Raw genomic sequence first — 17,234 nt, 5'->3', positions numbered from 1 at the left:
AAACAAGCTTTCATGAGGATTGATTGCATAATAAAAAGACACCCCCGCAAAAACGAGAATGTCTCATCTATTAACCTTCAATAATCTCCATCTTCTCCGTAATCGGAGTACGAGCTTTTCCTTCTGGCGCTTTATCGAAATAGCCGATATGAAGAATTCCAACGATACGTTGTCCTCTTGTTAAACCGATTCCTTCTATAAATAATGGATTGTAGTTTAATCCGCCTGATTTCCAAACGCAACCTAATCCGCGTTCCCAAGCAAGAAGTTGGAAGTTTTGCATAAATGCACATGTTGCAGCGTAATCTTCATCACGTTGAATTTGACGCGGATCTTCATTTATATATACAACGATTTGTGCAGGCGTGCTTAAGAAACGATCTGATAAAATTTTACCGCGTTTCGCTCTTTCTTCTTCTGTGAAAGAGTTTAATACTGCATCTACTAATTTCTTGCGGCCTTCTCCGATGTATAGTTTACAATTCCATGGTTCACGGTGCTTATGATTTGGTGCCCATGTTGCATCGTTTAATAGTTCAATTAATAAATCTTTTTCTACTGCTTTGTCTGTAAATGTACGAACAGAGCGCCTTTCTTTAATCACATTAGCGATGGAAGTATATGTAGTCATATTTATCTCTCCCTTATTTTTATCTATATGTATAAGTTTATCTTCAGTATTGATATTGATTTTCAATTTCGATTATACCTTAGTTTTTTACTATTAATCAATGTTTTATGTTGGAAAACTTCTAAAAACATCATTCCATGCTGTGAATAAAAAAACTTAACTTGTTCACAAGTATTTCACATTTTATGGAAATGATATGTGTACAGTTTTCCACACTATCCATCTAGGAGGAGTTTACATGTACAAAAAAATCGCGGTAAGTATGACTATGGCAGCATTATTATGCGGAGCAATTATCTTCCCCGCTTCTGCTGCCACACCGAAAGAAGTAACAATGCATCACCATAAACCAATTTTAGAAGAAGAAATGCAGTCGCTAAAAAAGCTCGGTTATAACAAACATGAAATTTGGAAAGCTGCTCATATTGCAAGAATTAGTAATAAAGAAATAAAAGACGTTTTAGCTTACTATAAGCAAAATAAATCTTGGGAGAAAACAGCCGAGCATTTCGGTGTAGATCCAAGTAAGCTGAAAAAACATCATATGAATAAAGAAACAAAACAAGCACTACTACAACAGTTGGCAACTATGCAAAAATCCACACCGGATCAGTTAAAGCAAAAAATGAAAGAATATAACATCAAATTGCGTCATCTTACTGTGTTAACAATCATCTCTCAAAAAAGCAATACCCCTCTTGATGATGTATTAAAAATGAAAAAAGACGGAATGGACATTAAACAAATTGCCGAAAAATTAAATGTAAAAAGAGAAGATATACGAGCGGAAATGATGAAATTAGTGAAGTCTATTAAAGAGACGAAAACAAATTAACACGCCAAAAAGGAAGAGGTATTCACTACTCTTCCTTTTCTTTATAAACTTTTAATTTTTAAGTATAAATTCCCGTCTTTCCCAAAAACTAACACAAGTAAATGATATATTAGGGGGTGCAAAAATGTTTCGTTTAACATCAAAAAAGAAAAAACAAACCGTCTGTTCTGTCCCAGAGTTTATTCATGCTATGAAAGAATCCAGCGACTTTTCTTCTTCTAACGTTATAGAAGATGGGACATTATGTTTGTTTTATTATAAATCGACAGTAGAATCACTTATTATTAAACGATTCATTTTAGCACCTATAAAAGATAAATTGGACGAGATCCAACATATTGATGATATCTTAAATATTGTATCTATTGAAGACATCATCATCTCTCCTTCCATTGATGATATTCGTGAAAAATTATTAGGTGGATACGTATTATTACAGCTAAAAAAAGGTTCAGAGCAAGAAGCTTATGCACTTCTACGCGCTGAAAGTACCGTTTTAGGAACTCGTTTAGTAAATGACACGGAAAATGAATATAGTGTTATTGGCCCTAAAGTTGGTTTTGTTGAAAATGTTGATATAAATATACATTTATTACGCCGAAATATCGTAACCGAGCAATTAATCTTCAAAGAAGTTAGCGTTGGTTCTATGTCAAAAACCAAAATCGTAGTTGCTTACATCGAAGGAATTACAAATGAACAGCATATTAACACCGCAATGCAACGGCTACAAGATATTGATTTTGATTACCCTTTCGATGCAACTATGATTGAACAGTTTATTAGTGATAATAGTAACTCTCCCTTCCCTGTTTTACTCCCTACAGAGCGTTTAGATCGCTCCGTTTATGCATTACTTAATGGGGGGGTTGTCATTTTAACCGACGGTTCACCATATGCATTAGCTGGACCAGCAACATTACTCGATTTCTTCGTCTCTCCAGAAGATTATTATTTACCATGGATAGCTGGCTCATTTCTTAGATTAGTTCGCTTTTTCGGAGCAGCATTCTCGCTATTTTCATCAGCTATTTATACAGCTGTATTAACGTATCACTATCAAATGATTCCTGTGGATTTACTAGGTCCGATTATTTTTTCAAGAGCTAATGTACCCTTTCCGCCCATTTTAGAAGCACTTTTTTTAGAAATCACAATCGAATTGCTCCGTGAAGCTGGAGCACGATTACCTACAAAAGTTGGACAAACAATCGGCATCGTTGGCGGGATTGTAATTGGCCAAGCATCTGTTCAAGCTGCTTTAACGAGTAACATTTTATTAATTGCAGTTGCTTTATCAGCACTAGCTTCTTTTACAACACCAACAGTAAAAATGTCTTCTACTATCCGGATATTACGATTCCCTCTCATCATTTTAGCTGGAGCATTTGGTGGTGTAGGTCTTATCGTCGGATTTGTATTCATATTGGCTCATTTAATTCGCTTAAAATCACTTGGATCACCTTATTTATTACCTTTATACCCATTTCGCGGATTAGGTACAGCTGAAGGACTTCTTCGCCTTCCATTTAGTCAAACTGCAGGACGAGCTTCTTTTCTAAGACCGAAAAAGAAATGGCGCTATGATCCAAACAAGGCGAAAGAAAAACGCGATGGTGAGGAAAAATGAAAAATATTTTATTATGCTTTTTCATTATCATTTTAATTTTCCAATCTGGTTGTACAGAAGCAAATATAGTCGATACACAGCGAATAATTCACGTAGGTGGATTCGATATAATGAAAGATAAAAAATTTCGCGGGACAATTTTATATCCAGATTACACAAAAGGAGTACAATCTAAACCAGAAACTCAATCAACTCATGCAGGTACAATTGAAACAATATCTTCCCTTCTAAACGCCAAATCGCCACATACAATCGCTGTAGGTCAAATGCGTGTGGTTCTATTTGGAAAGGCATTTGGTGAACGTGGAATTGGAGATGTTATTAACAACTTACAACGTGATCCTAACATTGGCCGAGATGTGCAACTAGCACTTGTGGATGGTTCGGCAGAAGAATTACTTAAACATGTCAAAACAAACGGATCGCTATATCTATCTGAATTACTGGAACAAAACATAAAAAACGAGACAATCCCTCGGACAGCTTTAAATATTTTTTTATATAACTTCTATTCATCTGGATACGATCCATTTCTGCCTTACATTCAATTATCAGAAGACAAATCTGCTTCCATTAAAGGGCTCGCATTTTTAAAAAAGGATAAAGTGGTTATGTATACAGATAAGAAAAGGTCTTTTTTATTTAAATTACTCATTAATCCAACTAAAAATGGGCGTTACGAAGTTCCGATACGTCAAGGTAAACATAAAGGCTTAATCGCGACCCAAAACTTATCTGGAAATAGTGTTTGTTCCCTTTCCGACGCCGGTGACATTCCGAAAGTTTACATTCACCTGAATTTAAATGGACTAATAAAAAATGCTCCCAGTTGGCTTGATTTATCAAAGAGCGAAAATGTAACTTACGTAAAAAGACATGTAGAAAAAAAACTTGAGAAGGATTTAAACGAATTAATACAAACATTCCAAGAAAAAAAAATCGATCCAATTGGGATACGTGAAGAAATTCGTAGTCACTCAAGAAAATGGAGCATGAAACAAATTCAGGACATGTATCCTAACGTAGACGTTGCTGTCAACGTAAAGATTAATGTCGTACAATCTGGTATTGGAGAATAGTGAGGTGCTATCATGACTGGACAAGATAAAACACATACAGTTTCCCCCTATTTCACATTCCTTCTATTACACTCTCTTCAAATTGGAGTCGGTGTACTAGGATACCAAAGGATTATTGCGCAATTTGCCGGTTATGATGCTTGGATTTCTCTTATTATCGCTGGTATTGCAACTCATATCGTGTTATTTTGCATGCTGAAAATGTTAGAAAAGGATAATGATTTAATGAATATCCATACGACATGCTTCGGAAAGTGGATTGGAACATTTTTTTCAGTATGCTTTGCCGCATACCTTTTATTATTTTGCCTTACTGTTCTTCGTACATATATTGAAGTTATTCAAGTTTGGGTCTTTCCTACAATTAAACCGTGGAAATTGACTTTACTATTTTTACTTGTAGCTTATTACATAATTAGAGGCGGTTTTCGTTCTGTAACAGGAATATGTTTTTGGGGCGTTATCATACCGATTTTCGTCCTATTTTTCTTAGTTTTCCCAATGAAATATGCACATGTCCGTAACATTTTCCCAATTCTCACTCATTCACCTTTAGATATTCTAACTGCAGCGAAAGCATCTGCATTAGAATTTCTTGGATTTGAAGCAATTCTTGTTTTTTATCCATTTATTAAAAAAGGAAAATCATTAAATAAATGGGCGCATGGTGGTATTGCCTTTACAACGATTCTATACGTAATACTGGCCATCGTTTCCCTCATGTACTATAGCCAAGGGCAACTACATCATACAATTTGGCCAACATTAACGATGCTAAAAATTATAAAGGTTCCTTTCATCCAAAGGTTTGAGTACATCATTATTTTCATATGGTATCTTATTATTTTACCTAATCTTTGTTTAACCATTTGGTCTTCTTGTTGCATTAGTAAAAGATCTTTTCACATACCGTTTAAAATCACACTTCCATTTTTTGTCGCAGCTATTTTTATTTCATCCTTATTTTTCACAAACCGTGAAAGTATCAACACATTAAATACCGTACTATCTCAAGCGGGTTTATATATTGTATACGCTTATATCCCACTTTTATTTCTATTCCATTCGCTAAGATGGCGCTTCAAAAATCAGTCGAAAAAATCTTCAACCGATACACCGTAATCTCTGATACAATTTGATTAATACATTTGTAAAGGGGACAAGCGAATGAAAAAGTATGTATTTTCTTTACTTGCAGTACTAAGCTTAATTCTTGCTGGATGCGGAAGTACTGGTACAAATGACCAAAAATCTTCTGAATCAAAAAAAGAAGAACATGACCACGCATCGCACACTCAGCAAGCTGACATTCAAGAGAAAACAAAAGGAGTCGACACACTTCCGACCTTCCTAGATAAGCTTGATCCACAAATGAAAGATATCTACACCGTCGCTGGACAAAATGCAGAGCTATTAGATTGGATTCCATGCTATTGTGGTTGCGGTGAAAGTGTAGGACATAAAAATAATAAAAACTGCTTTATTCGTGAAATTAAAAAGAATGGTGAAGTTGTTTGGGACTCCCATGCAACGACTTGCGTCAATTGCCTAGAAATCGCAGTTGAATCTGCTTCCATGAAACAAAAAGGAAAATCAACGCTTGAAATTCGTAACTATATCGATAATAAATACAAAGAAGGCTATGGTAAACCAACACCTACGCCAATGCCAAAAGCTTAAAAAACGAGGAAACTCCTCGTTTTTTCTTTTCATTCACTTTTTTTCTTAACAAATTCTTTCAAGTGTATTTCTCCTTACTTATCACACACTATATATAACTCTCGGTAAGGAGGGTACACAGTGCAAACATATAACGACTATGATAAAGCTCTCTATTACACGTATTGCTGTAATTGGGATAAATTACTCGTTCTCATGGTTCAAACGAACGATCAATTATTTTCTAAGCGTATTGAGCATTTTTTACACGCTTATCAATACAGTAAAGAACTCCCAGAAGTTGATAAACAATTGCAGCTCCTATTTCAATATATTGACCACGCATCCCAAAAGTCGCATGTAGAAGAAGTAGAACAAATTCAAATGTAAACTATAGCGCTATTCTCTTCCGGAGAATGGCGCTTTTTTAAAATATTTATATCAATAAAAGTTTCTCCTTATAAAACTTTTATTGATAAACATATTTTTTCTTTCTTTTCCATACCACTTCATACTATAATTTAGTATGTAACTATTATAAGAGAGGTATAAAATATGGGACGAGAAAAAAAGCAAGAATATGCTTTACTTACCGCATGGGGAGCTTCTTTTATCGCTACACTAGGAAGTCTGTACTTTTCCGAAATCATGAAATTTGAGCCTTGTGTTCTTTGTTGGTATCAACGTATTTTTATGTATCCATTCGTTTTATGGCTCGGTATCGCTGTGGCAAAGAAAGACTATCGCATCGCAAATTATTCTTTACCAATCGCAACTATTGGTGCTTGTATTTCTTTATATCACTATGCAATTCAAAAAGTCGCAGCATTTTCAGCTGCTGGGGCAGCTTGTGGACGTGTACCATGTACGGGAGAATACATAAACTGGTTCGGCTTTGTGACAATCCCGTTTTTAGCACTTATCGGCTTTATTACAATCGCTGTTTGTAGCTTTATTGTCATCAAAAACAAATAAGGAGATGAAAGAATGAAAAAAATGCTTATATTTGGTGGTATTATTATCGCCTTGTTTGCGGCAATTTTCGCTGTAACACAAATGGAAGAAAAAAAAGCTTCAACTAGCCAAAAAATTGATAATGCTACTGGTAGTCAAACAGATGGTCCTGACTACTACACAAATAAAATCTCTCTTTCAGATCTTCAAAAGAATTTAAAAGAGAAAAAAGAAGAAACAGTATACTTTTATCAAACATCTTGCGTTCATTGCCAAAAATTATCTCCTGTCGTAGTGCCAATGGCTAAAGACTTGAACGTTGATATGAAAGTTATGGATATTGAAAAATTAGATGCTCCTTGGGATGAATATAAAATTCAAGGTACACCAACAATCATTCATTTTAAAGATGGCAAAGAAGTGAGCCGTATTAGTGGTGAACAGCCGAAAGACAAATTAAAAGAATGGCTTGAGCAAACGAAAAAGTAACGAGAAAAGGAAACTCCTTCTACACATGAAATGGGCGTAAAATCCCACACTAATGTATAAGGAGGGGGTTTTATGCCAGAAGTAAGATGTTCTGTTTCCAACTGTTCTTTTTGGGGACAAGGTAACTTTTGTCAAGCAAGTGCGATCATCGTTCAGCCTGATGCAGATGAAACTGGTCAAACTGAAAATGATTCATATACAGCTGCTGTTTTAACAAACGAGACGCTAGAAAGTTCTGTAGCAACGAGTGTAGAGACTTGTTGTCATACATTTAAGCCTAAATATTAAACATAAAAAGCATACGATTAATCGTATGCTTTTTTACATCCCTCTCCAAAAATCATGCATAATAAAAAAGTACAAAATAACGAGAACGGCCGTCCCGCATAGGGTAATGCGCCGATATATACTCTTCTCTCCTTCCCTCGCTTTCACAAACGCCCAAATAAATCCGAAGAACAATATTAAATCAACATATGGAACATAAAAAGAAAAGACGAGAAACGCATATAAATACACGATAAATAAACAGGTCGTTACTAAGAAAACTTTAAACGCAAATTCACTTTTCATAATATAACCGCCCCCTATCTGTACTGTATTATATTCAGCAAAATACAATAGTTGCAGTTAAACTCCAAGTATAAATAAGCTACCGTCTATAATACGGTAGCCATTACGGAACATTGTATTTCCGTTTATATATATTACTTAAAATCGAAGAAGGAATTTGCTCGTAACGAATTTTCTCTCCTGTTTCATCTATAATATACGAATTGTTTCCTATATAATATATTCCATCTTTTCGTTTTGAGTACACCGGATATCTTTCATTTGGCAATACAGTTTTTACCTTCGTTAACTGTCCATTTGGTTCTTGCCAATATATATCCGCGCGGTCTACTAACGTAAGTACTCCAATTTGTTCTTTTTCTATTTTTCGACCATTCCAGCTCACAACGCGATAACCAAGCTTATTCGCTTCATATTCAGGGCTCGTATGAAAACGAGAAATGATTACTTTTGTTTGTAATTGTACTCGGTCATATAACCATTGTATATCCCTGTCATGCATGCGAATACAGCCATTTGATTCCCTACTTCCAATCGTCCATTCCCGGTTTGTCCCATGAATCGCATATTCATTCTTATCTAGCCCAAGCCATCTCGTACCAAGAGGGTTATTCGGTGCACCCCCAGCTATTTTTTTTCGATGGTATTCTTTATTTTTAAATTTCGTTATAATACAAAAATTACCTTCAGGCGTAGGTGTACGATCTCTTCCAGTCGTTACTGGAAATGTTTTTGTGTAATTTCCATTCTCAAAAAAAGACAACTGGTTTGTCGTAAGATTAACTAGTATTAAATGATCTGTATCAGCAAAAGCACTAACCGGTAGGAAGAAAAATAATAGTAAGACGAAACATACCCTTTTCACCTATATCCCCCCTAGCGCTCACCATAATAATTGTAATTAGCTTTACTTTGCTCTTATAAATGAAAACTATCCATTTACAATAACGCCCCCATTTACATGTATCATTTGTCCGGTAACATAAGAAGAATCACCAGACGCTAAATATACGTATGCCGGCGCTAACTCATATGGTTGACCAGGCCGTTGCATCGGGACATTGCTTCCAAACTGAGAGACTTTCTTCTCATCAAAGCTCGATGGAATAAGCGGTGTCCAAATCGGTCCCGGTGCAACACCATTTACACGAATCCCTTTTTGCACTAATGATTGAGAAAGTGATCTTGTAAACGCTACAATTGCTCCTTTCGTTGCGGAATAATCAATTAAAGTTTCATTTCCTTCGTATGCAACGATAGACGCGGTATTTATAATGACATCCCCTTGCTTTAAATGAGAAAGTGCGGCTTTCGCAACGTGAAAATAAGAAAAAATATTAATACGAAAAGTCTTTTCTAGCTGTTCTGCTGTAATATACTCTAGTCCTTGCTGCGGATATTGCTGCGCGACATTATTTACTAAAACCTGTAAACTACCTAGCTGCTGGACGGTCTCTTGAACAACATCTTTACAATGCTGTTCATCACTTAAATCACCCGGCAACAATACACACTTTACACCTTCTTTCTCAACATATTGCTTCGTCTCATTAGCATCTTCTTCCTCATCTAAATAAGCAATCGCAATATTTGCTCCCTCTTTCGCAAAAGCGATGGAAACAGCTCGTCCAATCCCACTATCTCCCCCTGTAATTAATACATTCTTTCCTTTTAACTTTTCGCTACCTTTATAATTTGAATCTTCAAACTGCGGAAGTGGATTCATTAATGATTCAATACCAGGCTGTTTATTTTGATGTTGCGCTGGCATTGTTACAAAGTTTTTTTGCTGTGGCATAGCTTCTTTCAACTCCTTTTCCTTATAATGTGCATAATAAAAACTGAAATTCACACATCAAGTTACGATTAATATTCGAATTTAAGACACAAAATATGAATTGTTGTAAACTTTTTATACAAAACTATTGCAAAATAGTTAAAAAACGAATATTATATATAACTGTTGTGAAAATTATTCGTAAACAGAAAGGATGTTTATATGTTTAACCTTTCAAAACATAAAACTTCTATTAAAACTGAAATTATGGCAGGTATTATTACCTTCTTAACAATGGCATATATCATTGTCGTAAACCCAGTCATCCTTGGGGATGCAGGTGTTCCATTTGAACAAGCATTTACAGCAACAATTATCGCTGCTGTTGTCGGAACATTATTTATGGCAATCTTTACAAACTTACCAATCGCAATCGCGCCAGGTATGGGATTAAATGCTTACTTCTCTTACTCTGTTGTAAAAGCTCATGAAGGCATGACTTTCGCAATTGCATTCTCTGCTGTATTCGTAGCAGGTATGATTTTAATTTTGTTATCATTCACATCTTTCCGTACAAAATTAATGGAAGCAATTCCTGAAAACTTAAAACATGCAATTACTGCTGGTATCGGTCTTTTCATCGCCTTTATCGGTTTACGTTTAACAGGTATCGTTACAAAAAATGATGCAAATTTAGTTGGACTTGGTGATCTTCACTCTGCTCCAGTTCTACTAGCATTGGCTGGGCTTGGAATTACTATTGTTCTTATGTCTTTAAATGTAAATGGCGCACTATTTATTGGTATGCTATTAACTGGTATTATCGCTTTCTTCACAGGGCAATTAACATTCTCAAACGGTGTTACATCAATGCCTGGATTACCAGAAGGAATTATCGTTTCAAATCCAATTACTGCTGTATCTGACGTAATTAACTACGGATTATATGGCGTTGTATTCTCATTCTTCCTTGTTACACTATTCGATACAACAGGTACATTACTTGGCGTTGCACAACAAGGTGGATTTATGAAAGACGGAAAGCTTCCAAAAGCTGGACGCGCTCTTCTATCTGACTCATTCTCAGCAACAATCGGTTCTATGTTCGGAACAACACCATCAACAGCTTACATTGAATCATCTGCTGGTGTTGCAGCTGGTGGTCGTACTGGTTTAACAACTGTTACAGTAGCTGTTCTATTCGCACTAGCAGCATTCTTCGGCCCATTAGTAAGTGCTGTTTCTGGTGTATCAGCTATTACTGCACCATCATTAATTATCGTTGGTAGTCTTATGATGGGTTCAGTTCGCCACATCGATTGGGATGCATTTGATGAAGCATTCCCAGCATTTTTAGTAATCTTAAGCATGCCACTTACATCAAGTATCGCAACAGGTATCGCACTTGGATTTATTTCATATCCACTTATGAAAGTGGCAAAAGGTAAATTCCGTGCTGTTCACCCACTTGTGTATGTATTTGGAATTTTGTTTGCTTATCAATTGATATTCTTACCACATTAAAATCCCTCTTCCTGAGGGATTTTTTTATAAATACTGTTTGACAACACCATTCATTTGTGGAATAATTCAAAATAGTTAAATATTCGATGTCTTATCAAGAGCAGGTGGAGGGATGAGCCCTACGAAGCCCGGCAACCGACCCATTTATGGGCACGGTGCTAATTCTTACAACACATTGTGTTGAAAGATAAGAGTAATATGATAAGGCGTCTTTTCTATATGAAAAGGCGTTTTTTATTTTCACTCCCTCCTCTCTCTTTTTAGTTTAGGAGGGATTTTTTTATGAAAAAATTATGTTCCATCGTACTTATTTTTCTCTTATTTACATTAGCGGCTTGTACAAATGAACAAGATGCTATCTCTTCACAAAAGCAACAAACTGTGAGAAAGGCGACTACAACGGTAGAAAATCAATTACAAACAGAAATTCCAAGCCAAATGAAGAAGCCATTAAAAATCGCATTAATTATGCAAATGTCCATCGGAACTTTTTCCTCTCAATATATTGAGGGTGTCAAAAAACAAGTTGAGCTATTTGGCGGCAGTGTACAAGTCTACAATTCTGATAACGATTTAGCAAAAATGGCTGCAAATTTAGATACTGCTATTAATTCAAAAGTGGATGGTATTTTAATTGATCATGGCCGTTCTGAAGCACTAAAACCTGGAGTAGAAAAAGCGTTACAGGCGAACATTCCCGTAGTTGCGTTCGATAACGATCTACGCTTGCCAAGTGTGACAATTATTGATCAAGATGACTATAGTCTTGCATGGAAATCATTAAAAACGTTAGCGGAAGATTTGAATGGACAAGGAAATATCGCAGTTGTATGGGTCGGCGGATTTGCTCCAATGGAACGTCGCAATGTTATCATTGATGCTTTTTATAAACGGTATCCAAATATAAAAGAAGTTGCAAGGTTCGGTACTGCTAGTAATAACACACCGCTCGATACACAAACACAAGTAGAAGCTTTACTAAAGAAATATCCGAAAAAAGGCGATTTACAAGCTATTTTCGCTTCGTGGGATGAGTTTGCTAAAGGGGCTGTTAAAGCACTTGAACAAGCTGGTCGTACAGATATAAAAGTATATGGCATTGACTTAAGTAATGAGGATTTACAACTCATGCAAAAAGAAAACTCACCTTGGACTGCTACAGCTGCAACTGATCCAGCTGAAGTAGGTAAGGTTCAAGTACGATTTTTATACAAAAAAATTGCTGGTGAACAAACGCCAGATATTTATTCACTAGAACCTTATTTAGTAAAGAAAAATAGTTTACCAAAAGAAAATATAACAATGGATCAGTTATCAAAATATATAAACGGTTGGGGAGACTCAAAAGATGCATATTCCCCTTGGATGAAAAAATTAGAGAAGGAGAAAAAATGATGACGTTCTCTCTTCAAAACATTACACATTCTTATCATGTCGCTACACCTGTTCTAGAAGATGTTTCTATTCATATTCAAAAAGGAAAAGTACACGCTTTACTAGGCATGAACGGTGCGGGAAAAAGTACTTTACTAAAAATAGCAACTGGTGAAATTCAACCAGTTGTTGGCGATATAAAAATTGATACTCAGTCTGTTTCCTTTACTTCACCGCGCGATGCAAAAAAGCATGGCATTTCTTTCGTAACACAAGAAGTAGATCACGGACTTATTCCCGGATTATCTGTATTAGAAAATGTACTAATCGATCATTTAGCAATGCACAATAAAGTACTATTTTCAAAGTCCAAATTAGTCGCACTTGCTAAACAACATTTGCAAACTGTACAGGTAAATTTAAATGTTTCGGAAGATGTTTCAAACTGTTCATTACATGAAAAACAATTACTTCTTATCGCAAGAGCTTTATCTAACAATACAAATTACCTTTTATTAGATGAACCTACTTCTTCTCTTGGACCAAAAGAAGTTGAAACCTTTGGGAAACTATTAAAAGATTTAACATCAAAAGGAATTGGCATCCTTTTAGTTTCTCATCGTTTATCAGAGATTCGAAATTTCGCGGATGATGTAACTGTATTACATAATGGTCAAGTTGCCCTTTCTGAAACCATTACAACGATTACAGATCAACAAATTGTGGAAGCAATGACTGGAAAACAACTTACACTTCCTATTAATACCGCACCAAAAACCGGGAGCGAGGAACTATTTAAAGTACAAGAGCTTCTATTACACGAAGGTCATTCTCCCCTTTCTCTTACAATACGAAAAGGAGAAACTGTTGTGATATACGGATTAATTGGAAGTGGAAAAACAACACTTGCTGAAACGTTATTTGGTGCTCTTCATACTTATCACGCAGAAATAGACGGTCAAAAACTAACGATTAAAACACCACGAGATGCGATTAAAGCGAAAATCGCACTTGTACCAGAAGAAAGAAGAAAACAAGGCGTATTTCTTTCAGAAGATATTATAAGTCACACAAATTTACATCAATCAGGTTGGAAACGAAAACAAACCGAATTAAATGATGCTACTACAGCAATTTCTTCTTTCGGTATTTCACCAAATGACCCAAAGGCACATATTCATTCACTTAGCGGTGGAAACCAACAAAAAGTCTCAATTGCAAAGTGGAGTGGATTCAAACCTAATCTATTTCTTTTAGACGAGCCAACTAAAGGTGTAGACATCGCTGCGAAACAAGACATTTTTCAATTCATTCGCAACATTACAGAAAACGGAAGTTCCGTAATTTATTTCACAGGAGAACAAGATGAAGCGTTGCATATTGCTGATCGCATTCTTATACTGGCAAACGGAGAATTTGTAGGTGAATACTTACCAAGCGAACTATCTCCTGAACAGCTTTTACATTTATCTGAAGGGAGCTATTCCATTGAATCTCGTTCATAAAACGAAAACTAAGAAACTATATTTACCTACTCATCTTTTTTATCAATTTAGTACAATTGCTATTATTATAGGTGTTACAATTTTTTTCTCTATCGTCAATGATTCTTTTTTAACATATAACAATATTAGTGATATTTTACGTTCTATCTCCATCGTAACGTTACTTGCAATCGGCGTTACCTTTACATTGATTGTAGATGGATTTGATTTATCAGTCGGCTCTACCGCTAGTTTAGCAACAATTGCAGCTGCTTCTTGTCTCGTTTTATATCGACAAGAACTATTAGTCACACTCCTTGTTCCTATTCTTTGCGGGTTATTAGTTGGATTATTAAATGCACTACTCGTTATCCGAATTAAACTACCCGATTTACTAGCTACATTAAGTATCATGTATATCGTCAATGGACTACACTTAACATTTTCAAAAGGATCCTCAATTTATGAAGGAATGTCCGGTGCAACAGGACATTTTATTCCATCCTTTTTATTTATCGGTCAAGGTTCCGTCTTAGGAATTCCAGTCCCTGTCATTATCATGCTTACTGTCGTTTTAATTGCACATCTATTTTTAGAAAAAACAACGTACGGTCGTTTCTTTTATATGACTGGTGGGAATCGAGAAGCTGCTAGATTAGCCGGTATTCCTACTGATCGTTACCGTGTATATGCTTATATGATTAGTGGTTTACTAGCTTCTATTGGCGGCATTATTCTATGCAGCCGCGTTGGAACAGGACAAGTTTCAGCTGGTGCTCCATTATTAATGGATGCAGTCGCAGCTGCCTATATCGGTTACGCAATGTTCGGTGCCAAGAAACCAAATATAGTCGGAACATTCCTCGGATCGGTATTAATCGGAATTATACTAAATGGCCTCACAATGATGAACGTTCCTTATTATGCACAAGATATCATTAAAGGCAGTATTTTAATTACAGCTTTAGCCTTTTCATTTATTAAAAAGAAGCGTAAATAAAAAATAGAGCATCGAAATTCGATGCTCTATTTTCCCTTTGCAACAATCACACGAAAGCCTCCACTATTCCTAAACTATGAAAAAGATAGCAGCAGTTAAAAATTATTAATATTTCTCGTTCATCTGTAATTCTTTACTATACTTTTGAATGGAAACTGACGAAACAACCATTACCATTCCTACACTAAATCCAATAAGCTGATCTAGTAGCATCTCATCATGTATGAGCCAGCGAAGTAGAAATACCCCTCCAAAAATAAGCATTGCAGTAAATCCGGTATGCCTAAGTCCTTTATATACATTTTCCATATGTATCACCTCTTCACATAACATTATCCATATTATACCATAAAACCATCAAGTAACCGTATCGTCCTCTGACAATATGCAGCTACCTTTTGATCATGTGTAACAACTAGCACTGTTTTTCCTTCTTTATTAATCTCTTGTAAAATACTCATAATTTTCTTCCCGTTTTCTTGATCAAGAGCACCAGTCGGTTCATCAGCAAGTATAATTTTTGTATCTTGTGCTAAAGCCCTTGCTATTGCTGTTCTTTGCTGTTCTCCTCCTGATAACTCGTAAGGATATTTGTTAATATGCCTCTCCAGTCCTACCATTTCCAGCATTTCTTTTGATATTTGCATACGTTTCTTATGAGAAATTCTTCTATATACAAGTGGAAGCATTACATTTTCAATAATCGTATAATCATCGAGTAGCGAAAAGTTTTGAAACACAAATCCAACTTCCGTGTTTCTATACTTATGATAGTTTTGCTTTAATGTACTCGTATCCATTCCATCTAAAAAATACTTTCCAGCAGAGGGGCTATCGATTAAGCCAATAATGTTAAGGAGAGTAGACTTCCCCGAACCAGAGGGGCCCATAATGGCTATCATTTCGCCTTTTTCTATTGTAAGATTAATATCCTTTAAAGCATTAAAATTACTCTTTCCGTATCCCTTAGCCACATTTGCGAGCTGAATCATCTATAACACCTCTTTCATATATGTATTTTTTATTTTTAGTACATTGAAATAAATGATTGCATATATAACGAGGATCATTACAAGTGATAAAGCACCTATAACAACCAATGATTCTATAGAGACTTTTAACGTTCCAAAGAAAGATACTATACTATTTTCTAGCCCTTTCTGAATTTCAATTACTCCGCTATTCTCCCATTGAAAATACATTATTCCTATACATATCGCTAAAACGAATAGCAACATATACTCAATAATAAATGGAAGACATATTTGAAAAGTGCTTGCACCTAACGCTGATTTAATAGAAATATTTTTACGCTCCATATAAAGTGCTGCCATTGATGTCAATACAATAGATAGAAATGAAAAAAATAAGACTGTACCGCTTAATAATAAGGGGTATGACATATTATCAATACCTTGTTTTTCATTTTCTAACAATTTATTCGGATTTGTAACATAATACGAATAACCCTTACCTTCCGTTACCTTTAATACTTTCTTTTGAAATTCATTTATATTTATCTGCTCCTTTGTTTCTATAATTAACCCATTGTATAAAAGTTCTACACTATAGAACTCTATTTCTTCTGTTCCAATTGGTAAAATCGCCATGTCATCTAATAATGTAATACGATTATCCGATATTTCACCACTTCGAGGATATGTAAATGGTGAATTTTTTTCTAAAAAGCCAATTACTTTTAGCTTCATTTTTCCAGATGGTATAACATCACCAATAGATACCTTTTCTATATAATTAGCCCCTAATATAACAGGTCTAATATCAAATACTGATTTATGAAATTCCGATTCCTCAAAATATCTTCCTTGTGAAATTCGTATATGAAAGTACTTATTAATATCTTTATCAACAATAAGAGTCTTTATCGTTCCATTTTCTTTTTTTAAACTAAGTGAATAGTTACGGAACAAATAATTTGTTTTATTTGTTATTGGTATCGTATTAGATAACCCTTGCATGAAATGTTGATAATCACTTTTTGCTTTTTCTTCGCTAAACAATGTTATATCTTGCGTCGCATAAAGTTCATAGAAATTTTTATGATTCGATAAATTATTTGCTACCGTCATCATTTTTCGATATCCCGAAAGATTACTAACAAATTCTATTGCTGAAGAAAATGCAATAATTAAAGAAATTACTATAATCAAACTTGGTAACAACCGTTTTTTCACAGACCGTATAGAATCAAATATAAAAAACAT

General features: G+C 35.1%; 20 protein-coding genes and 1 riboswitch. Of the genes, 13 read left to right on the top strand and 7 right to left on the bottom strand.

Going from position 1 to position 17,234, the window contains the following annotated elements:
* Positions 1–70: 70 nt before the first annotated feature.
* Positions 71–631 (bottom strand): nitroreductase family protein, encoded by a 561-nt coding sequence (locus N2V79_RS04015; RefSeq protein WP_000214819.1) that lies wholly within the window; start codon positions 629–631, stop codon positions 71–73.
* A gap of 238 nt (positions 632–869) precedes the next feature.
* Here N2V79_RS04015 and N2V79_RS04010 point away from each other — a divergent pair, with 238 nt between their 5' ends.
* From N2V79_RS04010 to N2V79_RS03970, 9 genes are all read left to right on the top strand, one after another.
* Entirely contained in the window at positions 870–1,466 is a 597-nt protein-coding gene (locus N2V79_RS04010; protein WP_200458780.1) for a hypothetical protein, read from the top strand.
* 124 nt (positions 1,467–1,590) lie between these two features.
* A complete protein-coding gene (gerYA, locus tag N2V79_RS04005; RefSeq protein ID WP_029441671.1) occupies positions 1,591–3,096 on the top strand; it encodes a spore germination protein GerYA in 1,506 nt (501 codons plus the stop codon).
* Positions 3,093–4,175, top strand: coding sequence for a spore germination protein GerYC (gerYC, locus tag N2V79_RS04000; protein ID WP_088022320.1), 1,083 nt, complete (start codon positions 3,093–3,095; stop codon positions 4,173–4,175). Before gerYA ends, gerYC begins: the two co-directional genes overlap by 4 nt.
* A 12-nt stretch (positions 4,176–4,187) precedes the next feature.
* Positions 4,188–5,297, top strand: a complete 1,110-nt coding sequence (locus tag N2V79_RS03995; protein ID WP_088022322.1) for a GerAB/ArcD/ProY family transporter — start codon at positions 4,188–4,190, stop codon at positions 5,295–5,297.
* Positions 5,298–5,342: 45 nt separating this feature from the next.
* Positions 5,343–5,855, top strand: coding sequence for a PCYCGC domain-containing protein (locus tag N2V79_RS03990; RefSeq protein WP_000761026.1), 513 nt, complete (start codon positions 5,343–5,345; stop codon positions 5,853–5,855).
* A gap of 120 nt (positions 5,856–5,975) precedes the next feature.
* On the top strand, positions 5,976–6,224 hold the full coding sequence (locus N2V79_RS03985; RefSeq protein ID WP_001195459.1) for a YhdB family protein: 249 nt from the start codon (positions 5,976–5,978) through the stop codon (positions 6,222–6,224).
* A gap of 165 nt (positions 6,225–6,389) precedes the next feature.
* A complete protein-coding gene (locus tag N2V79_RS03980; protein ID WP_000532261.1) occupies positions 6,390–6,809 on the top strand; it encodes a disulfide formation protein C in 420 nt (139 codons plus the stop codon).
* Positions 6,810–6,821: 12 nt separating this feature from the next.
* Positions 6,822–7,277 (top strand): thioredoxin family protein, encoded by a 456-nt coding sequence (locus tag N2V79_RS03975; RefSeq protein WP_016082775.1) that lies wholly within the window; start codon positions 6,822–6,824, stop codon positions 7,275–7,277.
* 72 nt (positions 7,278–7,349) lie between these two features.
* Positions 7,350–7,565, top strand: a complete 216-nt coding sequence (locus N2V79_RS03970) for a DUF1540 domain-containing protein (protein ID WP_001115481.1) — start codon at positions 7,350–7,352, stop codon at positions 7,563–7,565.
* Positions 7,566–7,598: 33 nt separating this feature from the next.
* On the opposite strand, the gene N2V79_RS03965 is transcribed toward N2V79_RS03970, so the two are convergent.
* From N2V79_RS03965 to N2V79_RS03955, 3 genes are all read right to left on the bottom strand, one after another.
* Positions 7,599–7,850, bottom strand: coding sequence for a hypothetical protein (locus N2V79_RS03965; RefSeq protein ID WP_000834195.1), 252 nt, complete (start codon positions 7,848–7,850; stop codon positions 7,599–7,601).
* Positions 7,851–7,953: 103 nt separating this feature from the next.
* Positions 7,954–8,715: a L,D-transpeptidase gene (locus N2V79_RS03960; protein ID WP_088022326.1), complete on the bottom strand. Its 762-nt coding sequence runs from the start codon at positions 8,713–8,715 to the stop codon at positions 7,954–7,956.
* Between the two features lie 66 nt (positions 8,716–8,781).
* Positions 8,782–9,648: an SDR family oxidoreductase gene (locus N2V79_RS03955; protein WP_053565202.1), complete on the bottom strand. Its 867-nt coding sequence runs from the start codon at positions 9,646–9,648 to the stop codon at positions 8,782–8,784.
* 201 nt (positions 9,649–9,849) lie between these two features.
* Between N2V79_RS03955 and N2V79_RS03950 the strand changes: the two genes are divergently transcribed.
* The 4 genes from N2V79_RS03950 (at position 9,850) to N2V79_RS03935 (ending at position 15,009) form a co-directional block, all read left to right on the top strand.
* Entirely contained in the window at positions 9,850–11,151 is a 1,302-nt protein-coding gene (locus N2V79_RS03950; RefSeq protein WP_000482715.1) for an NCS2 family permease, read from the top strand.
* Positions 11,152–11,239: 88 nt separating this feature from the next.
* Positions 11,240–11,345, top strand: a riboswitch (SAM riboswitch).
* 88 nt (positions 11,346–11,433) lie between these two features.
* Complete coding sequence (locus N2V79_RS03945; RefSeq protein WP_340719585.1) at positions 11,434–12,546, top strand: sugar ABC transporter substrate-binding protein; 1,113 nt, start codon at positions 11,434–11,436, stop codon at positions 12,544–12,546.
* Entirely contained in the window at positions 12,543–14,030 is a 1,488-nt protein-coding gene (locus N2V79_RS03940; RefSeq protein WP_043936808.1) for a sugar ABC transporter ATP-binding protein, read from the top strand. Before N2V79_RS03945 ends, N2V79_RS03940 begins: the two co-directional genes overlap by 4 nt.
* Positions 14,014–15,009, top strand: a complete 996-nt coding sequence (locus N2V79_RS03935; protein ID WP_001054980.1) for an ABC transporter permease — start codon at positions 14,014–14,016, stop codon at positions 15,007–15,009. Before N2V79_RS03940 ends, N2V79_RS03935 begins: the two co-directional genes overlap by 17 nt.
* 105 nt (positions 15,010–15,114) lie before the next feature.
* On the opposite strand, the gene N2V79_RS03930 is transcribed toward N2V79_RS03935, so the two are convergent.
* Genes N2V79_RS03930 through N2V79_RS03920 form a run of 3 tightly spaced genes read right to left on the bottom strand, consistent with a single transcriptional unit; the run spans position 15,115 to position 17,234 of the window.
* Complete coding sequence (locus N2V79_RS03930; protein ID WP_002195168.1) at positions 15,115–15,342, bottom strand: hypothetical protein; 228 nt, start codon at positions 15,340–15,342, stop codon at positions 15,115–15,117.
* Between the two features lie 8 nt (positions 15,343–15,350).
* Complete coding sequence (locus tag N2V79_RS03925; RefSeq protein WP_340719584.1) at positions 15,351–16,001, bottom strand: ABC transporter ATP-binding protein; 651 nt, start codon at positions 15,999–16,001, stop codon at positions 15,351–15,353.
* A complete protein-coding gene (locus N2V79_RS03920; RefSeq protein WP_053565206.1) occupies positions 16,002–17,234 on the bottom strand; it encodes an ABC transporter permease in 1,233 nt (410 codons plus the stop codon).

The organism is Bacillus sp. CH_70 (assembly GCF_038007045.1).
Lineage (GTDB): Bacteria > Bacillota > Bacilli > Bacillales > Bacillaceae_G > Bacillus_A > Bacillus_A cereus.
Note: the sequence above shows the minus strand (reverse complement) of the source record. Positions and strands in the feature narration are given on the sequence as shown.

What these genes read in the sequence shown, in the direction of transcription:
- N2V79_RS03920 (WP_053565206.1), bottom strand. Translation starts at nt 17,234, where the DNA reads ATGTTTTTTATATTTGATTCTATACGGTCTGTGAAAAAACGGTTGTTA.
- gerYC (WP_088022320.1), top strand. Translation starts at nt 3,093, where the DNA reads ATGAAAAATATTTTATTATGCTTTTTCATTATCATTTTAATTTTCCAA.
- N2V79_RS03955 (WP_053565202.1), bottom strand. Translation starts at nt 9,648, where the DNA reads ATGCCACAGCAAAAAAACTTTGTAACAATGCCAGCGCAACATCAAAAT.
- N2V79_RS03950 (WP_000482715.1), top strand. Translation starts at nt 9,850, where the DNA reads ATGTTTAACCTTTCAAAACATAAAACTTCTATTAAAACTGAAATTATG.
- N2V79_RS03995 (WP_088022322.1), top strand. Translation starts at nt 4,188, where the DNA reads ATGACTGGACAAGATAAAACACATACAGTTTCCCCCTATTTCACATTC.
- N2V79_RS04010 (WP_200458780.1), top strand. Translation starts at nt 870, where the DNA reads ATGTACAAAAAAATCGCGGTAAGTATGACTATGGCAGCATTATTATGC.
- N2V79_RS03925 (WP_340719584.1), bottom strand. Translation starts at nt 16,001, where the DNA reads ATGATTCAGCTCGCAAATGTGGCTAAGGGATACGGAAAGAGTAATTTT.
- N2V79_RS03975 (WP_016082775.1), top strand. Translation starts at nt 6,822, where the DNA reads ATGAAAAAAATGCTTATATTTGGTGGTATTATTATCGCCTTGTTTGCG.
- N2V79_RS03990 (WP_000761026.1), top strand. Translation starts at nt 5,343, where the DNA reads ATGAAAAAGTATGTATTTTCTTTACTTGCAGTACTAAGCTTAATTCTT.
- gerYA (WP_029441671.1), top strand. Translation starts at nt 1,591, where the DNA reads ATGTTTCGTTTAACATCAAAAAAGAAAAAACAAACCGTCTGTTCTGTC.
- N2V79_RS03945 (WP_340719585.1), top strand. Translation starts at nt 11,434, where the DNA reads ATGAAAAAATTATGTTCCATCGTACTTATTTTTCTCTTATTTACATTA.
- N2V79_RS04015 (WP_000214819.1), bottom strand. Translation starts at nt 631, where the DNA reads ATGACTACATATACTTCCATCGCTAATGTGATTAAAGAAAGGCGCTCT.
- N2V79_RS03980 (WP_000532261.1), top strand. Translation starts at nt 6,390, where the DNA reads ATGGGACGAGAAAAAAAGCAAGAATATGCTTTACTTACCGCATGGGGA.
- N2V79_RS03930 (WP_002195168.1), bottom strand. Translation starts at nt 15,342, where the DNA reads ATGTTATGTGAAGAGGTGATACATATGGAAAATGTATATAAAGGACTT.
- N2V79_RS03965 (WP_000834195.1), bottom strand. Translation starts at nt 7,850, where the DNA reads ATGAAAAGTGAATTTGCGTTTAAAGTTTTCTTAGTAACGACCTGTTTA.
- N2V79_RS03940 (WP_043936808.1), top strand. Translation starts at nt 12,543, where the DNA reads ATGATGACGTTCTCTCTTCAAAACATTACACATTCTTATCATGTCGCT.
- N2V79_RS03970 (WP_001115481.1), top strand. Translation starts at nt 7,350, where the DNA reads ATGCCAGAAGTAAGATGTTCTGTTTCCAACTGTTCTTTTTGGGGACAA.